This window comes from Catenovulum sp. 2E275, assembly GCF_025515275.1.
GTDB lineage: Bacteria > Pseudomonadota > Gammaproteobacteria > Enterobacterales > Alteromonadaceae > Catenovulum.
The window spans coordinates 84,155-109,825 of sequence record NZ_JAOPFU010000002.1; the positions used below are offsets into that span (position 1 = coordinate 84,155).

General features: G+C 37.0%; 23 protein-coding genes and 1 other RNA gene. 13 read left to right on the forward strand and 11 right to left on the reverse strand.

The genetic code is table 11. The features are described from left to right. Nucleotides 1-4: 4 nt before the first annotated feature. Nucleotides 5-1,849 carry an extracellular solute-binding protein gene (locus N7931_RS01375; protein ID WP_262791451.1) on the reverse strand — a complete coding sequence of 615 codons (1,845 nt, stop codon included), beginning with the start codon at nucleotides 1,847-1,849 and terminating at the stop codon, nucleotides 5-7. Between the two features lie 286 nt (nucleotides 1,850-2,135). Between N7931_RS01375 and N7931_RS01380 the strand changes: the two genes are divergently transcribed. Further along, nucleotides 2,136-3,716: a GGDEF domain-containing protein gene (locus N7931_RS01380; protein ID WP_262791452.1), complete on the forward strand. Its 1,581-nt coding sequence runs from the start codon at nucleotides 2,136-2,138 to the stop codon at nucleotides 3,714-3,716. A gap of 12 nt (nucleotides 3,717-3,728) precedes the next feature. On the opposite strand, the gene N7931_RS01385 is transcribed toward N7931_RS01380, so the two are convergent. From N7931_RS01385 to N7931_RS01410, 6 genes are all read right to left on the reverse strand, one after another. Beyond that, complete coding sequence (locus tag N7931_RS01385) at nucleotides 3,729-4,172, reverse strand: hypothetical protein (RefSeq protein ID WP_262791453.1); 444 nt, start codon at nucleotides 4,170-4,172, stop codon at nucleotides 3,729-3,731. A gap of 1 nt (nucleotide 4,173) precedes the next feature. Then, nucleotides 4,174-5,499, reverse strand: a complete 1,326-nt coding sequence (locus N7931_RS01390) for a hypothetical protein (RefSeq protein WP_262791454.1) — start codon at nucleotides 5,497-5,499, stop codon at nucleotides 4,174-4,176. A 38-nt stretch (nucleotides 5,500-5,537) separates the two neighbouring features. Then, the gene (gene trpS, locus N7931_RS01395; protein ID WP_262791455.1) at nucleotides 5,538-6,551 is read right to left on the reverse strand and encodes a tryptophan--tRNA ligase; all 1,014 of its coding nucleotides are present in this window, start codon (nucleotides 6,549-6,551) and stop codon (nucleotides 5,538-5,540) included. Nucleotides 6,552-6,693: 142 nt separating this feature from the next. Further along, on the reverse strand, nucleotides 6,694-8,100 hold the full coding sequence (locus N7931_RS01400) for a methyl-accepting chemotaxis protein (protein ID WP_262791456.1): 1,407 nt from the start codon (nucleotides 8,098-8,100) through the stop codon (nucleotides 6,694-6,696). Between the two features lie 507 nt (nucleotides 8,101-8,607). Then, nucleotides 8,608-9,033 (reverse strand): secondary thiamine-phosphate synthase enzyme YjbQ, encoded by a 426-nt coding sequence (locus N7931_RS01405; RefSeq protein WP_262791457.1) that lies wholly within the window; start codon nucleotides 9,031-9,033, stop codon nucleotides 8,608-8,610. Between the two features lie 2 nt (nucleotides 9,034-9,035). Then, the gene (locus tag N7931_RS01410; protein ID WP_262791458.1) at nucleotides 9,036-9,509 is read right to left on the reverse strand and encodes a chemotaxis protein CheX; all 474 of its coding nucleotides are present in this window, start codon (nucleotides 9,507-9,509) and stop codon (nucleotides 9,036-9,038) included. 354 nt (nucleotides 9,510-9,863) lie between these two features. Between N7931_RS01410 and N7931_RS01415 the strand changes: the two genes are divergently transcribed. After that, entirely contained in the window at nucleotides 9,864-10,127 is a 264-nt protein-coding gene (locus N7931_RS01415) for a DUF1289 domain-containing protein (protein WP_262791459.1), read from the forward strand. On the opposite strand, the gene N7931_RS01420 is transcribed toward N7931_RS01415, so the two are convergent. Then, a complete protein-coding gene (locus N7931_RS01420; protein WP_262791460.1) occupies nucleotides 10,124-10,546 on the reverse strand; it encodes an OsmC family protein in 423 nt (140 codons plus the stop codon). The two genes, N7931_RS01415 and N7931_RS01420, sit on opposite strands and share 4 nt — an antisense overlap. A gap of 61 nt (nucleotides 10,547-10,607) precedes the next feature. Here N7931_RS01420 and N7931_RS01425 point away from each other — a divergent pair, with 61 nt between their 5' ends. Then, on the forward strand, nucleotides 10,608-11,849 hold the full coding sequence (locus N7931_RS01425; RefSeq protein ID WP_262791461.1) for a cystathionine gamma-synthase family protein: 1,242 nt from the start codon (nucleotides 10,608-10,610) through the stop codon (nucleotides 11,847-11,849). A gap of 78 nt (nucleotides 11,850-11,927) precedes the next feature. On the opposite strand, the gene N7931_RS01430 is transcribed toward N7931_RS01425, so the two are convergent. Then, nucleotides 11,928-12,599 (reverse strand): ChrR family anti-sigma-E factor, encoded by a 672-nt coding sequence (locus N7931_RS01430; protein WP_262791462.1) that lies wholly within the window; start codon nucleotides 12,597-12,599, stop codon nucleotides 11,928-11,930. After that, on the reverse strand, nucleotides 12,596-13,234 hold the full coding sequence (locus N7931_RS01435; protein ID WP_262791463.1) for a sigma-70 family RNA polymerase sigma factor: 639 nt from the start codon (nucleotides 13,232-13,234) through the stop codon (nucleotides 12,596-12,598). The genes N7931_RS01430 and N7931_RS01435 overlap by 4 nt, the downstream gene beginning before the upstream one ends. Before the next feature lie 128 nt (nucleotides 13,235-13,362). Here N7931_RS01435 and N7931_RS01440 point away from each other — a divergent pair, with 128 nt between their 5' ends. From N7931_RS01440 to N7931_RS01450, 3 genes are all read left to right on the forward strand, one after another. Further along, nucleotides 13,363-13,638, forward strand: coding sequence for a late competence development ComFB family protein (locus N7931_RS01440; RefSeq protein WP_262791464.1), 276 nt, complete (start codon nucleotides 13,363-13,365; stop codon nucleotides 13,636-13,638). Between the two features lie 55 nt (nucleotides 13,639-13,693). Further along, entirely contained in the window at nucleotides 13,694-13,855 is a 162-nt protein-coding gene (locus N7931_RS01445) for a YbaM family protein (RefSeq protein ID WP_262791465.1), read from the forward strand. A gap of 121 nt (nucleotides 13,856-13,976) precedes the next feature. Beyond that, nucleotides 13,977-16,079: a TonB-dependent receptor plug domain-containing protein gene (locus N7931_RS01450; protein WP_262791466.1), complete on the forward strand. Its 2,103-nt coding sequence runs from the start codon at nucleotides 13,977-13,979 to the stop codon at nucleotides 16,077-16,079. A gap of 94 nt (nucleotides 16,080-16,173) precedes the next feature. On the opposite strand, the gene N7931_RS01455 is transcribed toward N7931_RS01450, so the two are convergent. Further along, complete coding sequence (locus tag N7931_RS01455; RefSeq protein WP_262791467.1) at nucleotides 16,174-18,408, reverse strand: YgiQ family radical SAM protein; 2,235 nt, start codon at nucleotides 18,406-18,408, stop codon at nucleotides 16,174-16,176. A gap of 210 nt (nucleotides 18,409-18,618) precedes the next feature. Here N7931_RS01455 and N7931_RS01460 point away from each other — a divergent pair, with 210 nt between their 5' ends. From N7931_RS01460 to N7931_RS01490, 7 genes are all read left to right on the forward strand, one after another. Continuing rightward, complete coding sequence (locus N7931_RS01460; RefSeq protein ID WP_262791468.1) at nucleotides 18,619-21,222, forward strand: reprolysin-like metallopeptidase; 2,604 nt, start codon at nucleotides 18,619-18,621, stop codon at nucleotides 21,220-21,222. Between the two features lie 80 nt (nucleotides 21,223-21,302). Beyond that, nucleotides 21,303-21,668: a transfer-messenger RNA gene (gene ssrA / locus N7931_RS01465) on the forward strand. Nucleotides 21,669-21,837: 169 nt separating this feature from the next. Beyond that, nucleotides 21,838-23,085 carry an integrase domain-containing protein gene (locus tag N7931_RS01470; protein WP_262791469.1) on the forward strand — a complete coding sequence of 416 codons (1,248 nt, stop codon included), beginning with the start codon at nucleotides 21,838-21,840 and terminating at the stop codon, nucleotides 23,083-23,085. Then, nucleotides 23,078-24,148 carry a hypothetical protein gene (locus N7931_RS01475; protein ID WP_262791470.1) on the forward strand — a complete coding sequence of 357 codons (1,071 nt, stop codon included), beginning with the start codon at nucleotides 23,078-23,080 and terminating at the stop codon, nucleotides 24,146-24,148. Before N7931_RS01470 ends, N7931_RS01475 begins: the two co-directional genes overlap by 8 nt. A gap of 94 nt (nucleotides 24,149-24,242) precedes the next feature. Then, on the forward strand, nucleotides 24,243-24,539 hold the full coding sequence (locus tag N7931_RS01480; RefSeq protein ID WP_262791471.1) for a helix-turn-helix transcriptional regulator: 297 nt from the start codon (nucleotides 24,243-24,245) through the stop codon (nucleotides 24,537-24,539). A gap of 13 nt (nucleotides 24,540-24,552) precedes the next feature. Then, nucleotides 24,553-25,296, forward strand: a complete 744-nt coding sequence (locus N7931_RS01485; RefSeq protein ID WP_262791472.1) for a hypothetical protein — start codon at nucleotides 24,553-24,555, stop codon at nucleotides 25,294-25,296. Beyond that, nucleotides 25,284-25,649 carry a helix-turn-helix domain-containing protein gene (locus N7931_RS01490; protein ID WP_262791473.1) on the forward strand — a complete coding sequence of 122 codons (366 nt, stop codon included), beginning with the start codon at nucleotides 25,284-25,286 and terminating at the stop codon, nucleotides 25,647-25,649. Before N7931_RS01485 ends, N7931_RS01490 begins: the two co-directional genes overlap by 13 nt. Nucleotides 25,650-25,671 lie beyond the last annotated feature (22 nt).

Here is a 25,671-nt window from a genome sequence, read left to right on the forward strand (position 1 = left end):
AATACTATCTTTGCGAAGCTGGCAATTTAGCGGCTTTCTCAGCGTCGTACCACCAAGTATCTTCACCTAAATCATATTTAGGTACTTGTTTTGGACGTGAGAATTTATTCCAGTATGCAACTCTGTATTTAGATAAATGCCATTGAGGAACAGAATAATAATTCCATAATAATACTCGGTCAAATGCACGGGCGTAAGCTTTTAATTCTGCTTCATTTTCTTGATTTTCAGCAATTTTATCAACCAGATAATCAATTACAGGATCATTTGGACCAACCCAGTTATAGGATGAATTTAAGTAGTCTGTGTGCCACTGAATTTTTAAAGTTTCACTTGGGAAACCAGCAAAAGCGCGGCTAATCATATCAAATTCACGCTCTCTAACTCGATTAATATATTGGGAAGCATCCGTCACTAACTTAATATTCATTTTAGCGCCAACTCTTTCAATATTTTTTTGAAAAGGGACTGAAAATCTTTCTTCTGAAGGTCTGAAAATAAGTAGCTCAAACTCCAGTTGCTTACCGTTTTTATCGACCAATTTATTATCAACCAAACTGTATCCGGCCTGTTTAAATAAAGCTAATGCCTGACGTATTTCACTGCGAATATTCCCACTGCCATCCGTTTTATTAAGCTTAAACTCTTTAGTAAAAACCTCTTTAGGTAATTTATCTTTAAATTGATTTAAAATTTCTAATTCTCGCCCTTTTGGTAAACCAGATGATGCATAATCAGAATTCATAAAGTAGCTATAGTTTCTTTGATAGTCACCATAGAAAAAATTCTTATTAGTCCACTCAAAATCAAATAATAAATTTAGAGCTTGGCGTACTTTTGGGTCTTGGAATTGAGGTTTTTGCACATTAAAAACAAACGCACTGTTTCCTGTCGGTGTTTCATGAGCAATTTCTTCTTTAACTATGTAGCCTTTATCAAAGTTTTCGCCAGTATATTGAGTCGCCCAATTTTTGGCTATAGTTTCTAGGCGGTAGTCATACTCACCTTTTTTGAATGCTTCAACTAACACAGTTTCATCAAGGTAATAATCTATCCTCAATTCATCAAAATTAAATCGTCCAATATTAGTTGGATGATTCGTAGCCCAATATTCGGGATTCCTTTGATATACAATGTGCTGCCCCATTTCATACTCTTTAACCTTATATGGCCCACTGCCAACAGGAGGCTTAGCAAATGGTTCTGCAAACTGTTTATCATGGTAATAATGTTTAGGAAGAATGGTTAAATCACACAAACTCAACATGAGCGCTTTATCTGGCCTAGTCAGTGTAAATTTAACTTTATTTTTAGCGACAACCTCAACAGAAACACCGTCATAATACTTTTTAAACTGAGGTACACCTTGTTCAAAAAATAAGTTGTAGCTAAACGCCACATCTTCTGCGGTAATCATTTTGCCATCGGTGAATTTTGCATTTTCATCAATATAAAAAGTCACCCATGAATAATCTGACGGATATTCTATTTGCTTCGCAATTAAAGGGTAATAAACCGATATTTCATCTAAATTTGAAGCCATTAGGCTTTCGTTTAAAAGATCTTCCAGCATGGCCGGAGAAGTACCCCGTTGAGCATAACGATTAAAATTATCAAATGTTCCTCTAACCCCATAAGTAATCATCCCACCTTTTGGTGCATCTGGATTAACATAATCCCAATGTTTAAAGTCGGCCGGATATTTAGGTTCACCGCGCAGTGCAATTGAAGTGGCTTTAATCACTTTTACATTATTTTGGTTTTCAGTTGGCGTAGGGTGCTGGGTTTCGGCATAAGTGCCGGTGCTGAATACACTAAAAGTTAACAGAAAAAAATAAGCGAGTTTCATTATTTGTTATCTCCATTTGCGCTATCAAAACAGTGTAATTTTGTTTTCAGCAAAAATTTTTATGATGAGAGTTTGAGGTTACTTACAATACAATAATTTTTAAGCTAGTTAAATTCAGCTAAAGATAAAATCGTTTAAGTATCTCAATTAAAGCATAAATGTTTCATATTCATCCAGTTATTCTGGTGCTATACTTTTAATCACTTGTTTATTGCGAGCTAAGCTAGGTCAAGCGGGTTTACTCAATTGACTGACTCAAATAATTCGATAAAGTTGCAGTATCACTATGAGAATCAATATAAAACTTACAATTTATGTTGGAATTATTGCCGCAATTGCGACGCTTATTTTGGCTTACACCTCTAACAACAATATCTTAAAATCGACCCAACAAGAAAACGACCGAATTATTCAGGCTTTAGTCGCCACTGTTTATGATACTGCGGCTATTTCTGCCTATTTAAATAATGAAGCGCTGGCTAATGATGTCGTTACTGGGCTATTAAAAAACCAACGGGTTTTATGCGCCTCCATTATTACGCCCCAAATGTCTACCGCAGAAAATAAAAGCTGTATTGGAGGGAAAAGTTATTCGGAAGATTTATTCTCGCCTTTTAACAAAGCAGAAAAAATAGGTCAGATAACCATATTTAAAAATGAAGCGTTAGAAAAACAACTCGCATCTGAAATTGCAAATAATAAAATTCAGGGCGTCATTTTTGTAGTGGTTATTAGTATATTAGTGACTTTGGTGACAACTTATTTATTAGTGTCGCACCCGATTGAAAAATTAGCTGCTTGGTTAGATTCAGTTAAATTGGATAATGCTCAAAGCCAGCGTTATCCGCATACCAACCGCAATGATGAAATAGGTAAAATTGGCTTTAAAATCAACCAGCTGCTAAATAAACTAGATGAACGATTAAATAAAGAAAGAGCATTAACAGAGCAGACTAAAAAGTTGTCAGATAATTTTACTATGATCTGCAACTTATCTAAAAATGCATTAATTGTTACTGATGATAAACTCAACTTATTGTCTTATAACCCTACCTTTGAATCTTTATGGAAAAAATATTCTGGTCATCCTCGTATACATACTAATACCCAATGGCTGGGATTTATTTTCGAAAATTCGGATACGATTTCAAATACGATAATGGACAGTCATATATTACATGAGCCCACTACACTAGAGATAGAATCTAAACATAAGCTAGGACAAGACAAAGACGATAATCAATGGTTTGAGCTTACTTTCGCTAAGGCTGAGAATATGCAAGGCGAGTTAAGTGTATTTATGATAATTAGTGATGTAACAAGTAAGCGCCAGCAATTATTAAAATCAGAATTTGAAGCTGATCATGACATTTTAACTAACTTGAAAAACCGTCGAGCAGCAAGACGTATGCTAAGTCACCTACTGCAAACTCCAGATCAATCCTCACAAGTTGCCTTACTAGTCATTGATTTAGACGGATTTAAGGATATAAATGATACTTATGGGCATGACGCTGGTGATACAGCATTAATAGAAGTAGCTAAACGGTTGGCCAAGATTACTCGCCGAGCTGATATTTTAGCTCGTTGGGGTGGTGATGAATTTATAATTGCACTTAATTATAGTGAGCAAAAAGAAGCAGAATTAATCGCAGAGAAAGCAATTCAGGCAATATCACAACCTATTTATATTGAAGACCAGATACAGGTTGAATTGGGTGCCAGTATTGGCATTTCAATGTCGCCATCACACGCCGATGACTTCGACACTTTATTTGAAAAGGCAGATCAAGCCATGTATCAAGTTAAAAAACAAGGGAAAAATAGTTTTATTGTTTTCAATAATTCAGCTTATGAGCAGAGTTAAGCCAGAGTAAAATTAATCTATTTCTATCCTGTATACTACTTTTACATCATTTGTTAACCAAGCTTCATCTACATAACCGACAGCATATAAATTCTGGCTGACATACTCAATTACCTGACTAGGTGGATCTAAAACAAGTGGGGGACTATATCTACCTGTAAATAATAGTTTCGCCCAATAGCTACTCATTTGGGAAAGAGATTTCCCCATAAGTTTTTGATAAAAATCAGCTTTCACAGGCATTTTATTTGATAAATCGACTGGTAATGCAGCTGTTCCACTTGGGAATGCAACCAGTTTACCCGTATAAATATCAAGTACATTACTGCTCGATAACGTTTCAGTGGGGTTGTCAGGGTGAACAATGACAACAATATCACCGCAGGTAGCGCTGAAACTAATACCAGAAAAAGAACATACTAAGGTTATTCTAGTTAGCCACTTTTGATAAAACATTTTAAAACATCCTATCATAGCTAATTAAAAACACATCTACCTGCTCCGAACCATTTTGTGAGAACCGTTCCGTTTGCCATAAACCAGCAGCATTTTTTTCTACCCATTTACGTTCAAACTGAAATTTAACGGCTTGCCAAAGCTCAAAATCCCAACGCATTCCAAGGATTAATGATTTTTGTTTGTAAGATGGATCAATAAAATCATTAATTACGTTTAAAACAAAGCGAGAGCCACCCTCTGTATTTTGTAAAACAGGTGAAACTTGATCTAGAGTATCTAAGAAATCATCTTCCGGAAAACTATTTAATGTATAGCCTTTTTTTGAGTGGATAAATGAAACACTCAAAAATGGAGTGACCTCATTCATTGTATATGCAAAATTAATATAACCCGTGTCTGTATCTGGCAATAAATAGGTACCCGAACTCAGCCTAGCCAATTCGCTACGAATTCTTAAATTATTTTGGTGATACTCTGCAGCCAAAGTTAAATACTTAAAAATTCCGCCTTTTTCTTTAGTTTGCTCAATAATTTCTAAACCTTCTAACCAAGGAGTAAAATTATTTTCAATGGGTAAAGCTTGAGGATTCGCTAAAAGCTGCATAAAACCTTCAATTTGAGAGACTATTTGCCACTCTTCCATTTGTTCTACTTGCGAGTAGCTTGCTCTTAATAACCAATTTTCAACTTCATATTCTAGGTTTATGCCGAATAAGTTTTTAAATTGACCTGTTACATCCCCTAAATCTTCAACTTTAAATGTAACCTGGGTCTGACCAAAGTAAGAGTTTAAGCTTAAAAGACCATAATTACTTCGGTAAGTATAAGTTGCATCAATACCATCAACATAAGGCAAAGGTAATTGGGAATAAAAATCCTGAACAGGTAAGACATCATTGTGTGCATAACCAATTAAGCGGCTTTCACTAACTAAATAACCACGCGGATAAAATCGACCGGCTCTAATTAACCAAGAAGAATCCGGACGGTAATTAATAGTAGCGATTTTAATCCGTTCGAGCTCATTATCAATTAGCTCATTTTTTAAAACCACTTGTCCAATTAACTCCCATTGAGAGTTAATTGTATAATTAACCTGCCCGCCAATAAGACTCAGATCATCAAAGATCCACTGTCCTCTATAACTATACTGCTCACTTGCAATTGATGATTTATATCCGATTTGGTTACTTGAACCATGGTAACCAGCAATAGTTAAAAAGCCATTAAATTGAAAGTTACTAGTATCTGCATGTATAGAGCAAGATACTAAACTAATAAATGTAGATAATGATTTTAACAGAGGTTTTAAACGAATTTGCATTATTTACACCTTGATTTAATGACTTCCAAAGCACTTTACTAATTAGCTTTTGGTCTCGGTACAAACCCAATTGCGTTAGAAACTTTATCCAAGATAACCTGGGCGCGAGCAGACGCTTTTTCGGCACCATCTAACATGATACGCTCCAATTCGGCTTGCTCGTTTCTTAACTCTTTAAATCGAGCTTGAATAGGCTCAAGTAAAGATACTATCGCTTCAGCGGTATCTACCTTTAAATGCCCATACATTTTATCTTCATATTCAGGCACAAGCTGCTCAACTGTTTTACCTGTCGCGCATGACAATAAAGTTAACAAGTTTGAAACACCAGGTTTTTCTTCAACATCAAAATAAATTCTAGCTTGCTCATCTGAGTCTGTAACAGCTCGTTTAACCTTTTTGATAATTTTTTTAGGCTCTTCCAACAACCCAATGAAATTACCCGGATTATCATCTGATTTAGACATTTTTTTGGTCGGCTCTAACAAACTCATTATACGAGCACCCGTTTCTGGGATATAAGGTTCAGGAACAACAAAAGTATCACCATAGGCATTATTAAATCGTATCGCTATATCGCGGCTCAATTCTAAATGCTGTTTTTGATCATTTCCGACAGGTACTTGGTTAGTTCCATATAAAAGTATATCTGCGGCCATTAAACTTGGATAAGTGAATAATCCTGCATTAATATTGTTTTCATTTTTTGCAGATTTATCTTTAAATTGTGTCATTCGATTTAATTCACCCATTTGGGTATAACAATTTAAAATCCATCCAAGTTGAGTATGCTGAGGTACATGAGATTGAACAAATACAATACTCTTCTGAGGATCAATCCCACATGCTAAATATAATGCCAAGCCATCTAAGCAAGCCTTTCTTAATTTTTCAGGGTCTTGGCGAACAGTTATCGCATGTAAATCCACTAATGAAAATAAACAATCATATTCATTTTGCATGTTAACCCATTGGCGCAATGCCCCCATATAGTTACCTATACTTAACTCGCCACTTGGCTGAGCGCCACTAAAAACGATGGGTTTTGTCATTTCTTTCCTCTAAACATATATTTATTTAATTATCTGCAATGATCGCTATCTAACAGATTAATTCAAGTACAAATTTATTTTTTTAAATAAAAAAGGCAAGCTGCTTTAGCTTGCCCTTCCAATATTAATTAATTTTGGACTATTAATATTTAAATTGCTTAATTTGATCTGATAAATGCCTTTCTACCTCGATCATAGCTTGAGTATTATTTTCCAGATCTTTTGTTTCTCCAGTTAAGCGAGTTGCGCCATCCAGTAAATGTTCCATACCTTGACTCACTTCTTTAGTTAATAATGATTGCTCTTCGGTCGCGCTGGCGATTTGAATAATCATATCATTAATACTACTCATCTTATCTGAAATACTAGAAAAAGCATCAACTGTCTTCTTAGTTGAAGCAATCGTTTCGCTTACTAACTCTTTACTTCGATATGAGGCTTGATACGAGTCATCAGCTTTGCTTTGTAATGACGCAATAATTGTCTCAATTTCTTCGGTTGATTGGCGAGTTTTACTTGCTAATGAACGAACTTCATCCGCAACAACAGCAAAACCACGGCCAGTCTCACCTGCACGAGCCGCTTCAATTGCCGCATTTAATGCTAGTAAATTAGTTTGCTCAGCAATACCTTTAATAACATCTAATACACCACCAATGTTCTCACTAGCAGTTTTAAGGTCTGAGGCAACACGAGCATTATTTTCCAATTCATCCACTAATTGCTGTACATGAGATAAATTTGTCTCGACATCGGTACGGCTTTGGGCTGCTAAATCAAACGTTTCAGTAGTGCTGGATGCTGTTAACTCTGCATTTTGTGCAATCTCGCCAGTAGCTTCAGATAGTTGTTTTAAATAACTTAAAGAATGCTCTGTCTGTTCTTTTTGCTCATGGGTATTGACTGTTGTTTTGTGACATACAGAGCTAATAGAGGTTGATAAATCACCTAAACCATTTGCACCTTGAGCCACATCGGTGATAATTGTTTGAATTTTTTCAATAAAGTGGTTGAAATTTTTTGCTAATGTACCAATTTCATCATTAGTTTTAACGGGAATTCGTTGGGTTAAATCTCCCCCACCTCGAGCGATATCGGCTAGTACATCACTTACATTTGTTAGTGGTTTAACCACAACTTTATTAATTAATAATATTAATAATACACTTAATGCAGCTAGAGATACCAACATGGAAATAATTTTTTCGTACCACTGAGAAGCAAGACGACTTTCCACACCACTGCGAGAGAAAGCCACTTTTACTTTACCAATTAATTCACCATCAGCTCCGTTAATATCATACCAAAGTGCATTCCCATCCAACTCAATATCTTGTTTAAGCTTAGTCTCAGCCATGTCTTTATCTCTGTGATCTGTTACTTTCACTTGAGCAATAATAGGATCTGGCATATAAGCATCTATGATACTTTTAATAAGCGGGAAATCATAAGAAAATACAGGATCTTGCAAAATAACTTTAAGTTGTTTAACTATCGCGTCTTTATTGTTTTCGTAACGCTCGTTTTCGCTACTGGTCTGAACGGACATAGTACCAAACGCAACCAGGCCTAGTACGGCCAGGTTTACGCACAACAAAACCACAAGTACTTTTCTGGCAATAGACTGCATAATAGAATTTACCTCTGAGCAACGTTCCCCTAAAACGACATCCATGCTGGTTTAGGTGACTCTAATTATGACCCTTATCATCGTAAGGATTTAATATAATGTATCCCCCTAAAATGTAACATTTTTTATAGATAAGAGTTACAGATTAGTAATAAGTGTTTTTAGCTTAATTTTTCTAAAGAATCAACCAAATAATAATATTATAACGATAGATTCATCTAGTCTGGTTACTCTAAAGGCTTTGTATTTCTGCCCATTAAATAGTTTTTTATTAGTGATATTAACTATATGGTTACAACATTATTCACTAAATATGCTGGAATATCTTCAAGTATAAAATTAAATGGATTATGATTATTTAGACTTTAAGTTGTCTGAAGCCATATTTATTGGCTATATCAAGATTAAATCTCAACTTATTTTAATTTAATCAGTTTCGCCTTGTAGAGTAACAAGTATTCGACGGCTTCCGCCATAGTTTCTGTGCTCCCCTAAATAAATTCCTTGCCATGTACCTAAACCAAACTCACCGTGTTGAATCGGGATTAATAAACTTGCCCCAAATAAGCTAGATTTAATATGAGCAGGCATATCGTCATCCCCTTCGTAGGTATGGCGATAATATGGCTGATTTTCGGGCACTATGTGATTAACATGGGCTTCAAAATCGGAACGAACAGTTGGGTCGGCATTTTCATTAATGGTCAGGCTGGCTGATGTATGCTGTAACATTAAATGGCACAAACCGATTTTATAGTTTTCTATTTCCGGTAATAAGCATTCAATTTCTGAAGTAATTAAATGAAAACCGCGAGATTTAGCAGATAAATTTATTGTTTTTTGAAACCACATATTTAACTTTTCACATTATCAAAACAAATTTCAATATGAACTTTTCCTGCTTCGGCTTCAAACGGCATAATAACCACAGGCCCATCTGATTTATGGTTAATAGTATGCCCTTTACCCGAAACAACAACCGGAGTTGCCATATCAAAATCATAACCTTTCTGAGCCAATAGTTTTTTGGCGCCACCTGTCACCATATTGGTAATTTCTCCCACCATATCCGTGACTTCTTCATTAATTTTATCGGGTTTTTCCCCAAGCATTCGCTGCATAATATCTAAGGCCAAACCTTCTTCAAATGAAACAGACATTGACCCTTTAGTTTGAGGACCAACCATTCCGATCAATCCAGAAACATCTCCACGAGCTATTTCATCTTTTTTTACTCTTGGCTTTTGGGGTTTTAACTCCAACATAGCCATAGTACTGATAACATTAATTAATGAGGATAAGAATGGGTTAACAAACTCTACATTCATAATTATTCCTAATAGGATCCTTTTATCTATATTCTAACTAATTTTTTATATAAGGTTAGTCCGGTAAAAAAATTTTTACGACACAATCATGGATCTTTAATATCTCAGTTTCAAAGCCTGAACGCTAAAAGGTGAATTTGATATAATAAAACTCAGAGGTGTATTGATTAATCCGAACTGATAGCTAATATACTGCCGTCAATTGACTCGATTGTAAACACAGAGATTAAGCTTTACGGTTTTATTGCAATTGATTGTACTAAATAACCGAAATTTTTTATAACTATCTATATTTAACTATAATTAACATGTAGCGTCAGATACTCCTAATATACGTTACAATAGTCAGGCATTATGCAACAAGATAAACTTTTTGAACTGGAAGAGATTGACAGCCCCTGCATCGGTGTTTGCGAATCCGGTGCAAGAGGCTACTGCAAAGGCTGTTTACGAAGCAGAGAAGAAAGGCAATATTGGTATCAGCTTTCGACTGAGCAAAAAATAAAGGTCATTTCACTTTGCCAGTTACGTCAAAAGAAACTCAATACCAAAAAACGCAAACAGCAGGAAGAAGCCTTATTGGCCGAGATAAAAAACGAACAGTTAGATTTATTTTAACTAATCTCAAAGCTGTGCGTTATTTCAACGCTACCCGCCATCAACATAGCAGCAACCGAGCAATATTTTTCCACCGATAAACTAACAGCCTGACTCACCGCTTTTTCAGTTAATTTGGTACCGCTCACCCTAAAAGTTAAATGGATTTTGGTAAATACAGCCGGAATCGCATCAGCTCGTTCAGCTGAGATGTCAACCTGACAGTCTGCCAGTTCAACCCGTTTTTTCTCCAAAATAGATACTACGTCAAATGCAGAACAGCCGGCTAATCCAAGTAAAACCATTTCCATTGGTCTTATTCCTTGGTTTTCTCCCCCTGCGCTGGGTGGTCCGTCTAGCATAACTTTTTGGCCATTAGTGCCCGTACCCTCAAATTGACGTTTACCACACCATTTTAAATTAAGCGTTTGTATTGACATAATTAACTAAAATTTACACTCTTAATAGAAACTTAGCTGAAATAGTGACATATAAATTAAAATGAACAAAGCAAAAGGTTTTACCAGTCAGCTTGTACACGCTGAAAGATTACAAAATTTAGAACAGGGTGCCGTACACCAACCTGCTCATCATTCGGTATTATTTGCTTATAAACAATCGCAAGAACTGGTTGATGTATTTCAGGGTCGCAGTAAAAATCATGCTTACGCTAGGCAATCAACGCCCAGTGTCAATGTGCTGCAAAATACCATTACTCAATTAGAGCAAGCCCATGCTAGTCTGGTTTTTTCAACCGGTATGGCGGCATTAACAACCAGTATGTTAACCTTGTTAAAAGCGGGCGATCATGTCATTTTCAGCCAGTTTATTTTTGGTAATACCAACAGTTTTGCCCAAACTCTAACTCAATATGGGATTGAGGTTGATTTTGTTGATATCACAAATCACCCGCAAATTAAGCAAAAAATAAAATCTAATACCCGAATGTTGTTTTGTGAAACCATCGCCAATCCGGTTACTCAAGTTGCCGATATTCAACACATAAAAACACTGTGCACACCTCAAAATATTGTTTTAGTGGTAGATAACACCATGACTCCCTCTTATTTATTTAACGGTAAACAACTGGGGGCGGATTTATTAATTACCTCTTTAACTAAATATTTTGGTGGTCACGGCAATGCTTTAGGGGGCGTTGTGGTTGATACCGGTAATTACAACTGGCAAAACTATCCAAATATATTGGATACCTATAAAAATGCAGAACCTGCTAATTGGGCGATCACTCAGATTAAGAAAAAAGGGCTTAGAGATATGGGCGCCTCAATTAGTTCTGAAGCAATTCACCAGTTAAGTGTTGGCTCTGAAACCATGGCTCTCAGGTTAGACCGTAGCTGCGCCAGTGCGTTGCAAATTGCTCAATTTTTGCAGCAACACGATAAAATCAGTCAAGTGTATTACCCAGGGTTACCTAGTCATCCCCAGCATGAGTTGGCAAAAAAACAATTTAAACATTTTGGCGCTATTTTAAGTTTCGACTTAATTGACTCAATTGATTGTCTTGAATTTATCAACCAACTTAATTTAATTTTATGCTCAACCCATTTGGGAGATAACCGAACCTTATCAATTCCAGTTGCGCCAACGATTTATTACGAAATGGGATTAGAAAAAAGACAAGCGATGGGCATTCGTGAAGGTATGATCCGCTTATCTGTTGGTATTGAAGATTGCCAAGATATTATTGACGATTTAACTCAAGCGCTTGATTATTTTGCTTAAATCAAAGACTAAAAATTAATAAAACATAAAATGGCAAGCTTGCTAATGCGAGCTTGCCAAGTTAAATAAACAGCCTGTTTAATACATTAAATGGGCAAAGGGGTTTAATAACCTTGCAGCGCCCTGAGTAAACTGTACCGGTGCATCCATAACAGCCAAACATAAGCAAGACTGCCCGTCTTTAGTTGCAGGCGAATGCGTAATATTATTGTCCAAAACAATAAAATCACCTGGGTAGTATTGCCCTTGTTCATCACATAAAGTTCCGGCCAGCACAACTGTTATCTCTAAACTTTTGTGAGTATGCATTGGTACATTTGTATTTGCTTCTATATAAAGTAAATTAGCTCTAAAATCATCATACTCACCCAATTTATTTGTTTGCACACCAGATAACTTCCTCCATCGGCTATTTTTCAAATAAAATGGTTTTAAGCTTGCTGGTAACACGTATTTTTGTTGTTCCAGTTTAATAAAGCTAGACTTCAACTCTTGCTGACTAAAGTTAACGTTAATGTTTGTTGGCTCTGTATTAAGAATATCAGCAAGCATATTGTCAAATGATTCATCAACCACAAGTGGCGCTTCAGCTAGCAGCGACTCTGCATGAGCCCTTTCATATTCTTGCACTGTTTGCCTACATAAAGGGCAATAATCTAAATGAGTAGCAACTGCTAGCGCTAAACCGGCAGACAAATTTGCTGCTGCAAAATTTTCTAAAATTTTATCTGATGGGTGGAAATTTATCATGCTACTTGTTCCTCCATCGCTTGTTGCAATTTTGCTAAACCTAGTCGAACTCTTGATTTAACGGTACCTAGAGGGATACCTAATAAATCTGATACTTCTTGGTGAGATTTATCATCTAAATAAATAAGCAGAATCACTTCGAGTTGAGCGGCTGGAATATATTGGTAAAAACGTTGCAACTGACCTTGTAATAATAAATTTTCTAACTCAGTAAATCCATTGGTAAAGTCATTATCTTCAACCAATACAGGCCAGAGTTCATCTGCTAAATTATCTTCTTTTTTCTGACTTATTTTGCGTAAAATATCATACCGAATATTTCTAGCTATAGTGTAAATCCAAGTAGAAGCAGCCCCTTTGTTAGGGTTAAATAAATGCGCTTTAGTCCAAACATTCAGCATGGTTTCCTGTACCATCTCCATAGCTAGAGACTCTTGCTTTAATACAGATATACCAAAAGATTTCAATCTAGGCGCAAAATGATTAAACAGCAAAGTAAATGCCTTTCGATCCTGATCTTGCGCAATCTTCTGTAATAATAAAGCCCAATTAGCTGTTTCAGATTTACTCATTTCTGCTCGAACATGATTCAAATTCTGCCTACCATGCAAGCTATCTTGACTGACTATATCCATGAGAATCAACTCTTTTTACAAATATTTATTCTAATACGATGGAAAGTCAATTTTGGTTCACATTATTTGGCAAGATATGTATTCAACGCTAAGCTATTTTATAAACAAGTAATTTAAGGATAAATACAATGAAGTTAGATGATGATATTCACAACTACTATGAAAAATTAGTTATAGATAAAATTGAAAATATGGGAATAGCGAATAGCACACCTAACCCAAATTATTTAGCTGATTTGTGTTGTTTAGTATTGAATCAACTGCCCCCTAGATATATTCGTTATGAAGTAGATATGGCATTTTATCTTGCTCCTGCAGAACGCCTTCAAATGGAAATGAATGTGACGAATGCAATAGAAACATCGATAAAATTTTTAAAGGAGCAAGAAAAATTAAATAATTAATATCGAGATTATTTTGTAGAATAGATAGCGATTAATTCAATGTTAAGGATAATTTATGTCTTTAGAGCAAGCACCAATACACATAAAAATTGCCGTTGATCTAATAATGATACTAGAAGATAGCGCAGTAGATACAGATGACGTACTAAAAGCATTAAAGCTAGTAGAACAAGACTTTGAAAAGAAAAAACAAGCTATGGTTCAAAATAAATTATAGTTTTTACAACAAAATAATCATAAATAGTCTAAACTTTATTGCAAATGCTTGCTTATCATTTATCATGAGCGGCAACTCAAAAATCGTCGACCAATAGTTTTATAAAACAACAAGTTACATTATGAACAAAAAAATGTCTACTCGCTGCACCATTGCAAGCTTTTTAGCTTTAAATATGCAAGCAACTGCTTTTGCTGCCGACGACCTGTTTTCTCTACCAATTGAGCAATTGCTTCAATTGAAAGTAGCCAGTGCCACTCTTACTAATGAAACCATGTTAACAGTACCTTCTAGTGTTGCTGTTTATGAGGCTCAAGATATAAGACAAATGGGTCTTGGAACTTTAGATGAGTTATTGAATTTTGTGACTGGCGTTCAAAGTACATCTTCTGACCGTAACCCTTTATATAAAAGAACCTCATTTAGGGGGCGTTCAACAGGAACTGGCGGGAGAGAAATTCTCATTTTATTAAATGGTCAGCGAATTAATAGTGAATACTCAGGCAATAATGATTACACTTTTCCAAGAATTCCATTATCCATTGTAGAAAAAATAGAAATAATAAAAGGCCCAGGTTCAGCTATTTATGGTTCTAATGCATTTTTAGGCGTCATTAATATTTTAACAAAAACAACAGAAGCACCAGAAGCAAGTATTGCTGTCGGCAATATGAACTCTGTTGAATTTTCGACTTCTGGTGGGTTAGAAATAAAAGAATTACATATACAAGCATCTGTTGCTTATGGTGAGACTGACGGTGATAATTACCCAAATATCTTAAATAGTTACAACCCAACAGAAAGAACAACAATTACAGACCCAAGTCACCACACAGAACTAATTTTTAACTTAAGTTACCATAATACGTCTCTGAATATTGCTTATAGTGAACAGGAAGCAAGAGATTATTATATTCAGGGGCATATTAGCAAAGGCTTCAATAAGTCTAAGGTATCTAGCTTATTCTCTACTTTAAATCATAATTTTGTTTGGTCTGATAAATTTAACAGTGATTTATGGGTTGATTACCGTCGCACCCGAACCAATTTATTTATTCAAGGCACCCCTGAGTTTGCTTTTTATGAAGTAACCTCACCGGCAACTACCGAAGCTTTATTAGCTGACACGCCATTTTATGAAGATACCCACGGGTTACGCTTAAATAATTTTTATCAGGTGAATGACAAATTAGATTTAAGCTTAGGGTTTGAATATCGTCACGCCAAATTACAAAAAAACCGCTCAAAAACTAATTTAGATTATGAACTGTGTTTAAATACTCAGGCTTGCTTAGCTTATCTAGCATCAAATGGCGCAATTAAGCCGCAGGAAAACCCAAATATTCCTTACTTTAACGGCCAGTTGATTGAAAATGCAGAGTTTGTGCAGCATTCAGACCGCAATATTTATGGCACATTTTTACAGTCACAAATAGAACTAACACAAAGTACCGAACTTACTTTAGCTGTCCGTTACGATGATTATAGTGATATTGGCCAAAAAGTTAGCCCAAGAATAAGCTTAGTCACTAAATTAGATGAAAAAAATACACTAAAAGCAAATTATGGTGAGGCCTACCGTGCGCCTCAATTTAGTGAGCTGAATTTAATTAATAACCCACTAATTCGTGGTAATCCTGATCTTGAGCCAGAAACCATTCGTTCGCTCGATATGATTTGGTTAAGCCAGCATAACTATTGGAATATTTCTGCAACTTATTTTATTCATAAAATTGAAAACGCTATTTTTGATTTAGTCAGAGATGGTTTAGTTCAAGTTGAAAATAATACGCGGGAGACCCAAAGCACTCATGGTTTAGAAGTTGAGTTAACGTATGCACCCAGCAACCAGTTTCATGTGCGCTTTGGTGGTACTCACTTTTTTAAATTGGCAGAAGACCAGTTTAAAGAATCCAGAAATCTGGCTTATGTAATCGCAAATTACCATTTTGAGAAATGGAACTATAACTTATCAGCTAACTATCAGAGCAATAAACAAAATATTGCGTATGGTGGATTATATTCAGATAGAGTAGAGTTAGATGATTTTATTTTAGTGAATACCAAAATTAGCTACGAGCTGTCTCCAAACGTAAATTTATTTGCGCAAGCTAAAAATATTTTTGATGAAAAATATACAACCCCAAGTGTGAGTAACCGCACTGAATTTGGTGTGCCAAACCGTGGTCGCCAATGGTTTGTAGGCAGTGAATTTTATTTTTAATATCTGCTGCAAAAACTACACTAACTATTTTAGCAAAAAGCCGAAGTTAACTTCGGCTTTTTTATGTGTAGATCAGGTTATTTAGCGCTGAAAACTACTTGTTTAAATTTAAACTTACCGGCTTTTTAGAACCTTTCTTTTTAGCCATATTAGTATTCATCTTAGCATTTGGCTTTCGCTTAGCGCCTTTTTCAGCCGCAGGTTTGGCTGACTTATCAAACCCTTGATTAGCGCTAAAACGGGTTAACCCTTTTTGATATTGGGTATTATCTTTACCGCGTTTGTTTTTGCCCTCTGGCGGCACTAAATGATTCGGGCCGTTACCGATTAATTTAGCTAGCCCCATTTTTTTAAGTGCTTCGCGGATCATCGGCCAACCTGCTTCATCGTGATACCTTAATAAAGCTTTGTGTAATCTGCGTTGTCTGTCGCCTCGCGGAATAAACACTTTTTCACTTTTGTGTGTCACTTTATGTATCGGGTTTGCCTCGGTATGGTACATAGTTGTTGCATTAGCCATAGGCGACGGATAAAAGTTTTGTACTTGATCTAACTTAAATTTATGGTTTTTAAGCCAAATAGCTAGGTTTACCATATCTTCGTCTGTTGTTCCTGGGTGCGACGAAATAAAATAAGGAATTAAATACTGCTCTTTACCCGCTTCTTTTGAGAACTTATCAAATAACTCTTTAAATTTATGATAAGTCCCCATGCCCGGCTTCATCATTTTATTAAGCGGGCCTTCTTCTGTATGTTCCGGTGCAATTTTTAAATAACCACCCACATGGTGAGTTGCTAACTCTTTAACATAGCGAGGATCTTCAACCGCTAGATCGTAACGTACCCCAGAAGCTATCAGGATTTTTTTAATCCCTTTTATGTTTCTGGCTTTACGATATAAATTAATGGTTGGGCTGTGATCTGTATCCATGTGTCCACAAATATCTGGCCACACACAAGATAAACGACGGCAAGTTTGCTCAGCTTTAGGGTGTTTACAGCGTAGTTGGTACATATTCGCTGTTGGCCCACCCAAATCAGAAATCACTCCAGTAAAACCGGGGACTTTATCTCTAATTTGTTCAATTTCATTTAAAATAGATTGCTCTGAGCGACTTTGAATAATTCGCCCCTCATGCTCAGTGATTGAACAAAATGTACAGCCGCCAAAGCAACCACGCATAATATTCACCGAGGTTTTGATCATGTCATACGCCGGAATTTTTGCATTGCCGTAAGATGGATGCGGTATACGTGCATAGTTCATATCAAATACAGCGTCCATTTCAGATGTTTCAAGCGGAAACGCTGGCGGATTCACCCACACAATTCTATCGCCGTGTCGTTGTACTAATGCTCTGGCACAGCCCGGATTGGTTTCTTTATGTAAAATACGCGAAGCATGCGCATAATATATTTTTTCGGCGCGAACTAAGTCATAAGGCGGTAACATAACATAAGTCATTTCCCACGGACGACGCTTTTTAGCAGGCTGAATCGTAATCACCTGAGTGGCATCCGGTGCCGCTTCTTCCTGTTTTGAATCACAACTGGATTCATCAATCATTTCATACGGGTTTGGAATAGGATCAATTTTGCCAAGTACATCTAAATCGGTCGAATCAACGCCAAACCAACCGGGTAATGGATCTTTACGTAATACCGCTGTACCGCGAATATCCTGCATATCCGCAATATCTTCACCGGCAGCAAGTCTATGTGCAACATCCGCTAATGGACGCTCGGCATTACCATAAATTAAAATGTCGGCTTTTGAATCAAATAATACCGAACGGCGTACTTTATCAGACCAATAATCATAATGCGCAATGCGGCGTAAACTGGCTTCTATTCCGCCAATAACAACAGGGACTTTATAGGCTTCTTTACATCTTTGAGTATAAACAGTGACCGCGCGGTCTGGGCGTTTGCCGCCAACATTGCCAGCGGTGTAAGCATCGTCATGGCGTAATTTACGATCTGAAGTATAACGGTTGATCATCGAATCCATGTTTCCGGCAGTTACGCCAAAAAACAGATTCGGTTTACCTAATTTCATAAAATCGTTTTTGTTGGTCCAGTCCGGCTGGGAGATTATTCCAACCCTAAACCCCTGCGCTTCAAGCATTCGCCCAATCACAGCCATCCCAAAACTGGGATGATCCACATACGCATCGCCAGTCACAATAATAATATCGCAACTATCCCAGCCTAAACTTGCCATTTCTTTTTTGGACATAGGTAAAAAAGGTGCAGGCTTATTCAGCCTTGCTTGGTAAGTAGGATAAGAAAACAAATCTTTATCGGCGCGCATTCGTTCTGCTTGCATACAAAATCCGGATGATTGATGAAAAGGCGCGCGATTTTAGCAAAATGCACAGATGAAAGGAATTAAACTTAAAAACAAAAATTTTTCAAGTTAAAGCCTATGTATAATAAAATTAACTATTTAATTGCAGCTGATGTGTTAAATTTAAATGTTAAATAAAAAAACGCCTATAATTAATGCTTGTTAATATAAGCTGAGCCGAGTTTTATAATGAAATACTTTTATTTATTAATAGCAATGATATTCTGCAATCAAACTATAGCCCAAACTTGGCAAGAAATATCTGATGATACTAAAGTCACAGAAATTAGACTAAGCAACAGCCCATCTCATACTAACAATATCTATATAAAACCTGAGTCTGAAGACTTTAAACAAGCTTTACGACTACTTGCTAACAACACTTCAACGATTGAGCTTATTTTACCAACACCAAATAATGGCCAACTTATTTATCTCGTGAGTTATGATGCTATTATGCCCGAACGCTTAGCCCGAAAATACCCTAATATTTTAACATTTAAGGGCCATCTTAAGGGAGATAAAACACAAACAGGACGTTTTGACTTAGGACCAAACGGGTTCCATGCAAGTTATCAAATCAATGAAAATTTATACTATTTAGATGAATATATTCATTACCAAGTTTATGAATTGTACCCTTATCAAAGTACCCTCTTAGAAGATGAACAATTACTCCATTCAGAAAAACCGACTATTGCTAACAAAGGTTCACTAGATACTGATAGACCTCAGAATATGACTTATCGTTTTGCAGTCGCTACAACGGGAGAATATAGTCTCTACTTCATAAACAGAGGCCTAAATGTACTGAACGCTGTGATTACTAGTGTAAATAGAATTAACGATATTTTTCAGCGAGATTTAGCCATCACACTAGAGCTGGTTGCTAATAATGATGCACTTATCTATACCAACCCTAATACAGATCCTTTCACAAATGAAGATAGCGAGGCTGATTTAAATAACATTCAGCAAACCTTAGATAATGAAATCGGTAACTCGAATTATGATATTGGTCATTTATTTTCCACTAACCCAGGAGGTATAGCTCAAGTTGGAGGAGTGTGCTTTACCGGATATAAAGGTCAAGGAACTAGCGGTAATCCAACGCCAAGAGGGGATTCATTTAATATAGATTTAGTCAGTCACGAGCTGGGACATCAGTTTGGTGCAGAACACACTTATAATGGGACTGACGGGTACTGTAATAGTGGGCGTGAAAATAATCATGCTTATGAGCTTGGCAGTGGCGTCACCATAATGGGCTATGCTGGCATTTGTGAAAATGAAAATATAGCGAATAGCTCTATTGCTGTATTTCACAGTAAAAGTATAGAAAAAATATACCAAACAATAAATTCAAATGGCACAACAGGTAGTTGTGGAAGCCAATCATCCAGAAACAACCAACCACCAATTGCAAATGCTGGAGATGATTATATAATTCCCGCTAGAACGCCTTTTGTACTCACAGCGAGTGCTATCGACCCAGAAGGTGATGATTTAACTTACTCTTGGGAACAAATTGATTTAGGCGAAGCAACCAGTTCGAAAATTCAATGGTCACAAACCAGCTCTGGACCTCTTTTTAGAAACTGGTTACCTAATAAAGATAATAAAAGATACATACCAAGGTTAGATGACTTAGCCAATGGTGTAACTAACCCAACAGAAATCCTCTCAAATAGCAGCAGAACGGTCAATTTTAGGGTTGCAGTAAGAGACCAGAAAGGTGGTGTTAACTTTGACGATATGCAAATTAATGTTAATGCTGATATCGGTCCATTAACTGTCGACAAGCCGGCCGAAAATGATATTTTCTTAGGAAATCAAACAATTACAGTATCCTGGCAAGTTAATCAAACCGATTTGCTATGCCCAGACATTAATATATTAATGTCTGACGACAATGCGAATAGCTTTAAATATACCCTTGCAGAGCAAGTTACCAACTCAGGAACAGCGCAAGTAACCTTACCAAACGAAACCATATTTCTAGGTAAAATAATGGTGAAATGCTCTGATAATATATTTTTTAACTTATCTTCAGGACAGTTCTCTATCACCCAAATACAAAATCAACAACCCATTGCTAATAACGACAGCTACTCAATTGACCGGACTCAAATAAATTCAATTAACTTAGATGTGATTGAAAATGATACTGATGCTGATGGTGATAGCTTAACCATCACACAAATTACTTATGCCGGAACCGGATCCACAGTCATAAATAATAATGAAATAATCTACACCCCAGCAGATAACTTTACTGGCACAGACACCATTATTTACTTTATTTCCGATGGTATAGACACAACTCAAGCAAGCGTTGCTATTACAGTAATGGCTACAAGTATAAATACAACACCAATTGCTAATAACGATAACTACACAATAGACAAAGCACAAATGGCTTCTATTAGCTTAAATGTGACCGAAAACGATACCGATATGGATGGTGATAATTTAACTATAACTCAAATTAATTACTCAGGTACAGGCTCCGCAACTATCAACAACAATGAAATTTTGTATACACCTGCGGAGCAATTTACAGGAATGGAACAGATAACTTACTTAATTTCGGATGGAACAGAAACATCTCAAGCCAGTATCAGTATTGTGGTAACGACTAGTGAAACAAATACTAATGAACCACCTCCAGCAGCTAATGATGAAAACAATAGCGGAGGCGCAATACATTATTTAGCTATTTATTTGATACTTTTATTAAAATTAATTCAAAAACTCAGTAAACGAACAGAGCTCCAAACTCGAATCTCTTGAAAATTGGTTTAGATAAGCGTATATTAGTATCCTTGAGATTGTGTTTAATATTTTGGGTTTGCACAAAATAACCACTCAACGGGGCCGATTAGGACTCGACGAATTACACAAACTCTTAGGTGCATGCCGTGGGGCGGTTGGCCACGTAAAAAGCCGCAAAAAAATAGTCGCAAACGACGAAACTTACGCTTTAGCAGCTTAATAACCTGCTCTTAGCACTTCTGCCCTAGCTTCCGCTTGTAAGACGGGGAATTACAGAAGTTCAAACCCAAACAAGATAGTGCGGATGCTCCCGCCTGAGAGCTGAACCACGAAATTTAATTCAGGATAGTCTAACGGTGGCGTGTTTGTCCGCAGCTGTTAGGTGAAATTAAAGATAAACTAAGCATGTAGTACCGAGGACGGCGGTACTTCGGACGGGGGTTCAAATCCCCCCGGCTCCACCATTAGCCAATTCTAACCAATCCTAAATAATCTTTTTACCCCTTTAAAATCAAGCCTTTAAGCCACTTTCCAGTCCTAACCAATACTAGCCAATATTGCCAATATCCTAGGATTAATGTAACACTCATATTAACACCAGCACCTTAACACTGAATTTGATGTTACATTGATATGGCAAACTCAACTAAACCACTTACTAACACTGAGGTCGATAAGGCCAAGGCTAAAACTAAAGAGTACAATTTATCTGACGGTAAAGGGTTAAGCCTTAGGGTAAAGCCTAACGGCTCTAAAAATTGGATCTTTAACTATCTAAACCCGATAACTCAGAAACGTACTAATATGGGTTTTGGTCAGTACCCCGATGTTAGCTTGGCTCAGGCCAGAGAAAAGCGCACAGAAGCAAGGGGCATTTTGGCGCAGGGTTTTGACCCTAAAGCTTATAAAGACCAAGAAGCTAACCGAATACAAGAGCTAAACAGTCAAACCGTTGAACGAGTAACAAGCCGGTGGTTTGAAATTAAACAAACCCAAACCACAAAAGCTTATGCCGAGGATATTTGGGGATCACTTAATAACCATATATTCCCAAAACTGGGCGCTACCCCGCTTCACCAAATCAAAGCTAAAGACGTTATAGAAGCACTTGAGCCACTAGCCAGCCAAGGCAAGCTTGAGACCGTTAAACGAATATGCCAGCGCTTTAACGAGGTAATGACCTACGCTGTTAATTTAGGCATGTTAGAGCATAACCCCACCATAGGTATAAGAGCCGCATTTAAACCACCAGAAAAAAAGCACATGCCAGCCATAAAACCGGAAGAACTGCCGGAACTAATGCAAACCATAAGCATGGCCAGTATAAAAATAGTAACCAGATGCTTATTAGAATGGCAATTGCACACCATGAGCCGCCCTAGTGAAGCAGCTGGCGCTCGTTGGGATGAAATAAACCTAGAGGATAAAACTTGGGTTATACCACCTGAGCGGATGAAAAAGCGCAAAGAGCATATAGTACCGTTAACCGAGCAAACATTAGCCATACTGGAATATTTAAAGCCAATTAGCGGTAACCGTGATTATTTATTTCCGGCTGACCGCAACCCTAAAAGCCACACAAGTGAGCAAACCGCTAACCGAGCATTAGAGCGCATGGGTTATAAAGGCCGTTTAGTGGCGCATGGTTTTAGGTCAATCGCCAGTAGTGCCTTAAATCAGCATGGCTTTGACCCCGATGTAATAGAGGCAGCATTAGCCCACGTTGATAAAAACGAAGTAAGACGGGCATATAACCGCACAGATTATTTAGAGCGCAGACGGGTTTTAATGGCTTGGTGGTCTGAATATATAGTTAATGCTTCAACGGGGCATTTTACCCAAGGGGTGGCACGTAAAGCGCTAAGGGCTGTAAATGGATAATAAAGATCAGGAAATTGAAGCAGCTTTTGAAGCTATAAAACTTAGACCATATAAAGATGATTGGAATGGCTTTAAAGAATTTTGCAACCCAAAATCTGAATATATAAGTTCCGAAATAAGCCTTTTTCATATATGGAATACAGTAAATTATTTAGGTGAGAATGAAGCTCTTTATCAAATTTATCAATTCAGTGCAGACAGCCTTGAACCATCCGTTTATGAGTGTTGCAAATTTAACATTGAGCTATACAACGCAGTTCTAAAGCACAAAATAGAAGTTGAATATCGATATTACATACAAGAAAGGCTAGAAATTTACACTAAAAAAGGTTTAGGCTTTGCGGATTATTGCCGAATCAATAGTGATTCAATTATGAAAGGGGCGTTTTGGTATTTTAAAGCGGGTGGCGAATTCAGTGTAACCGATGATACTTTATCTACGGTAGACAGCCGCTTTTTTGATTATAAAAGAGATGAGACAAAAAAAGATTTTGGTTATGCAAAGCTAAAAATACCGGATCGTATCCCTTTTTTATTAGTAATTAACCAACTTGAGAAATTTTTCCCTGAAAATAAAAAAGGTAATAATTCGATCAAAGAAGCCCTGAAATACCACCGGTTAGCATTAGCTTATTTTCAATTGGCATCTGTTTATCAAACATGGGTTTTATTATTTAGGTTTGGAGAACGATTACTGCCAGAAGACGAACGACAAACATGTAACCTTAAAATGCAGATTTGGAATAAAGATAAAAAAATTGCATTACTCGAAGCAAGAAACCTGATGGATAAAATGGATCATGCGTTATCTAAGTTTTACGCCACCAGCAAATTAGCTAAAGAGACAACTACCACCCCGCAAGAAATTAAAAATAACAATTATCAGCGTGTTGTAAAAGCAATTAACCGTTACTTATCAGCCCGAACTAAAGCCACAACTATTAATGGGCTAGAGGAGCAATTAAAAGGTGCAAACACTTTCTTAATGGAAAGTACAAATTTAAGTGAGAACACGGTAATTAAGCACAAAAAACGCTGGATTACAGAACAACAATTAAATTAAACCGCAATAGGGATACCCTACTGCGGTATTCTGAATTTAACCTTTAAAGCGTCAATACGACTGAATCCGTTAGTTACTTATAGGACGCTTTAAAATGACCAAACCAGACACAATTCAATTTATCCGTAAAAACGAAGTATTAGCCCGTTTTGGCTATACCAATTCAACCTTATACGACCGCATTAAAAACAAGCTTATGCCCTGCTCTATTAATTTAGGTGGTAATGCCGTGGGCTGGCTTAAACATGAAGTAGACAGCGTGGCCGCTGCGATTGTAGAGGGCAAATCAAACGATGAAATAAAAATCATTGTCAGTGAGTTAGAGGCAGACCGAAAAAACGCCAGCAAATGGCTTGAACGCAATCCAGCAGAAACAAAGCAAGCGGCTTAGGGAGTTAACCAAAATGAATAAAAAAACAGACACCCAACCACAGCCGAATGCCTGTAAAAATACTCACACTGAATTTAACTCACTGGATAATGTTATGCAAACCGCCCACCCGCTAAAAACCTTTTTTAATGGCTTTGCCGAGCCTGAGCAAATCACTAAAAAGAATCTGTTTACGGGTTCTGATGCGTTTCAATGGTTGCATATTTGGCTGTCTGATAGCTGCGACTTATTAAATAAAGGCCGCATCTATTTAATACAGCATAAAAACGAACATCATTTAACACCCCAAAGGCTTGCTAAGATCATTAGCCAGTTAAGCCTTGCTATGAGCCTAAGCAAGGAAAAATACCGAACCTACCACAGCGCGTTTGTTTTAAAGCATAATTTCCCCGCTTTGTTTGAGCATGAAAACCAACCTGATGAAAATGGCCTGTATAACCCGTATTTTAATGATGAAGATAACCCAGTATTTGCTTTGTCCAGCGGCATTATTTCAGCATGTGATTTTAGCTTGGAAAAAACAGAAAGCGCCTTGTTAGCCTTATCGAATTTTATTCGATTAATCAGCCGTACCCGTGACGCATTGGCACAGCTAAGCGAATACGCGCTAACCGATGATGATTGTGTATTGGTAGCCGAGTTAATGCCTAAATTGGCTCATTTAGCGGGGCAATTGTGGGAATGTGAACGTGAGTTTATAAACGACTTAAACGAGCAGCGAGCAGAGCAAGGGGGCGATTTTAAATGGGTAATTTAACCAATACAACCGCTGAGCCGGTCGAGCTAATCCGCCCCAAACGCATGAATAAAGTAGGCAGGGTTTTATATTACCTGTATCAAGGCGGCACATTAAACCGCTTTGAAGCGGGTACTAAATTACATGATACTTGCTTAAACTCGACTATATCCGAGCTAAAGAAAAAGCTAGGTATTATTATTGATAGCCACTTTGAGGTAATCACCGGATACCAAGGGCAAAAGACTAAAGTAAAACGATATAGCCTAACCAGAACGCCCCATAATCTGGATACAGCACTTAATAAGCTGGTGGAGGTTTACCATTATAAACTTGTATTACCAAGGTCAAAACCTGAGCTAGTCCCCAAATAGCCACAAGTAACCTAATGGCCTG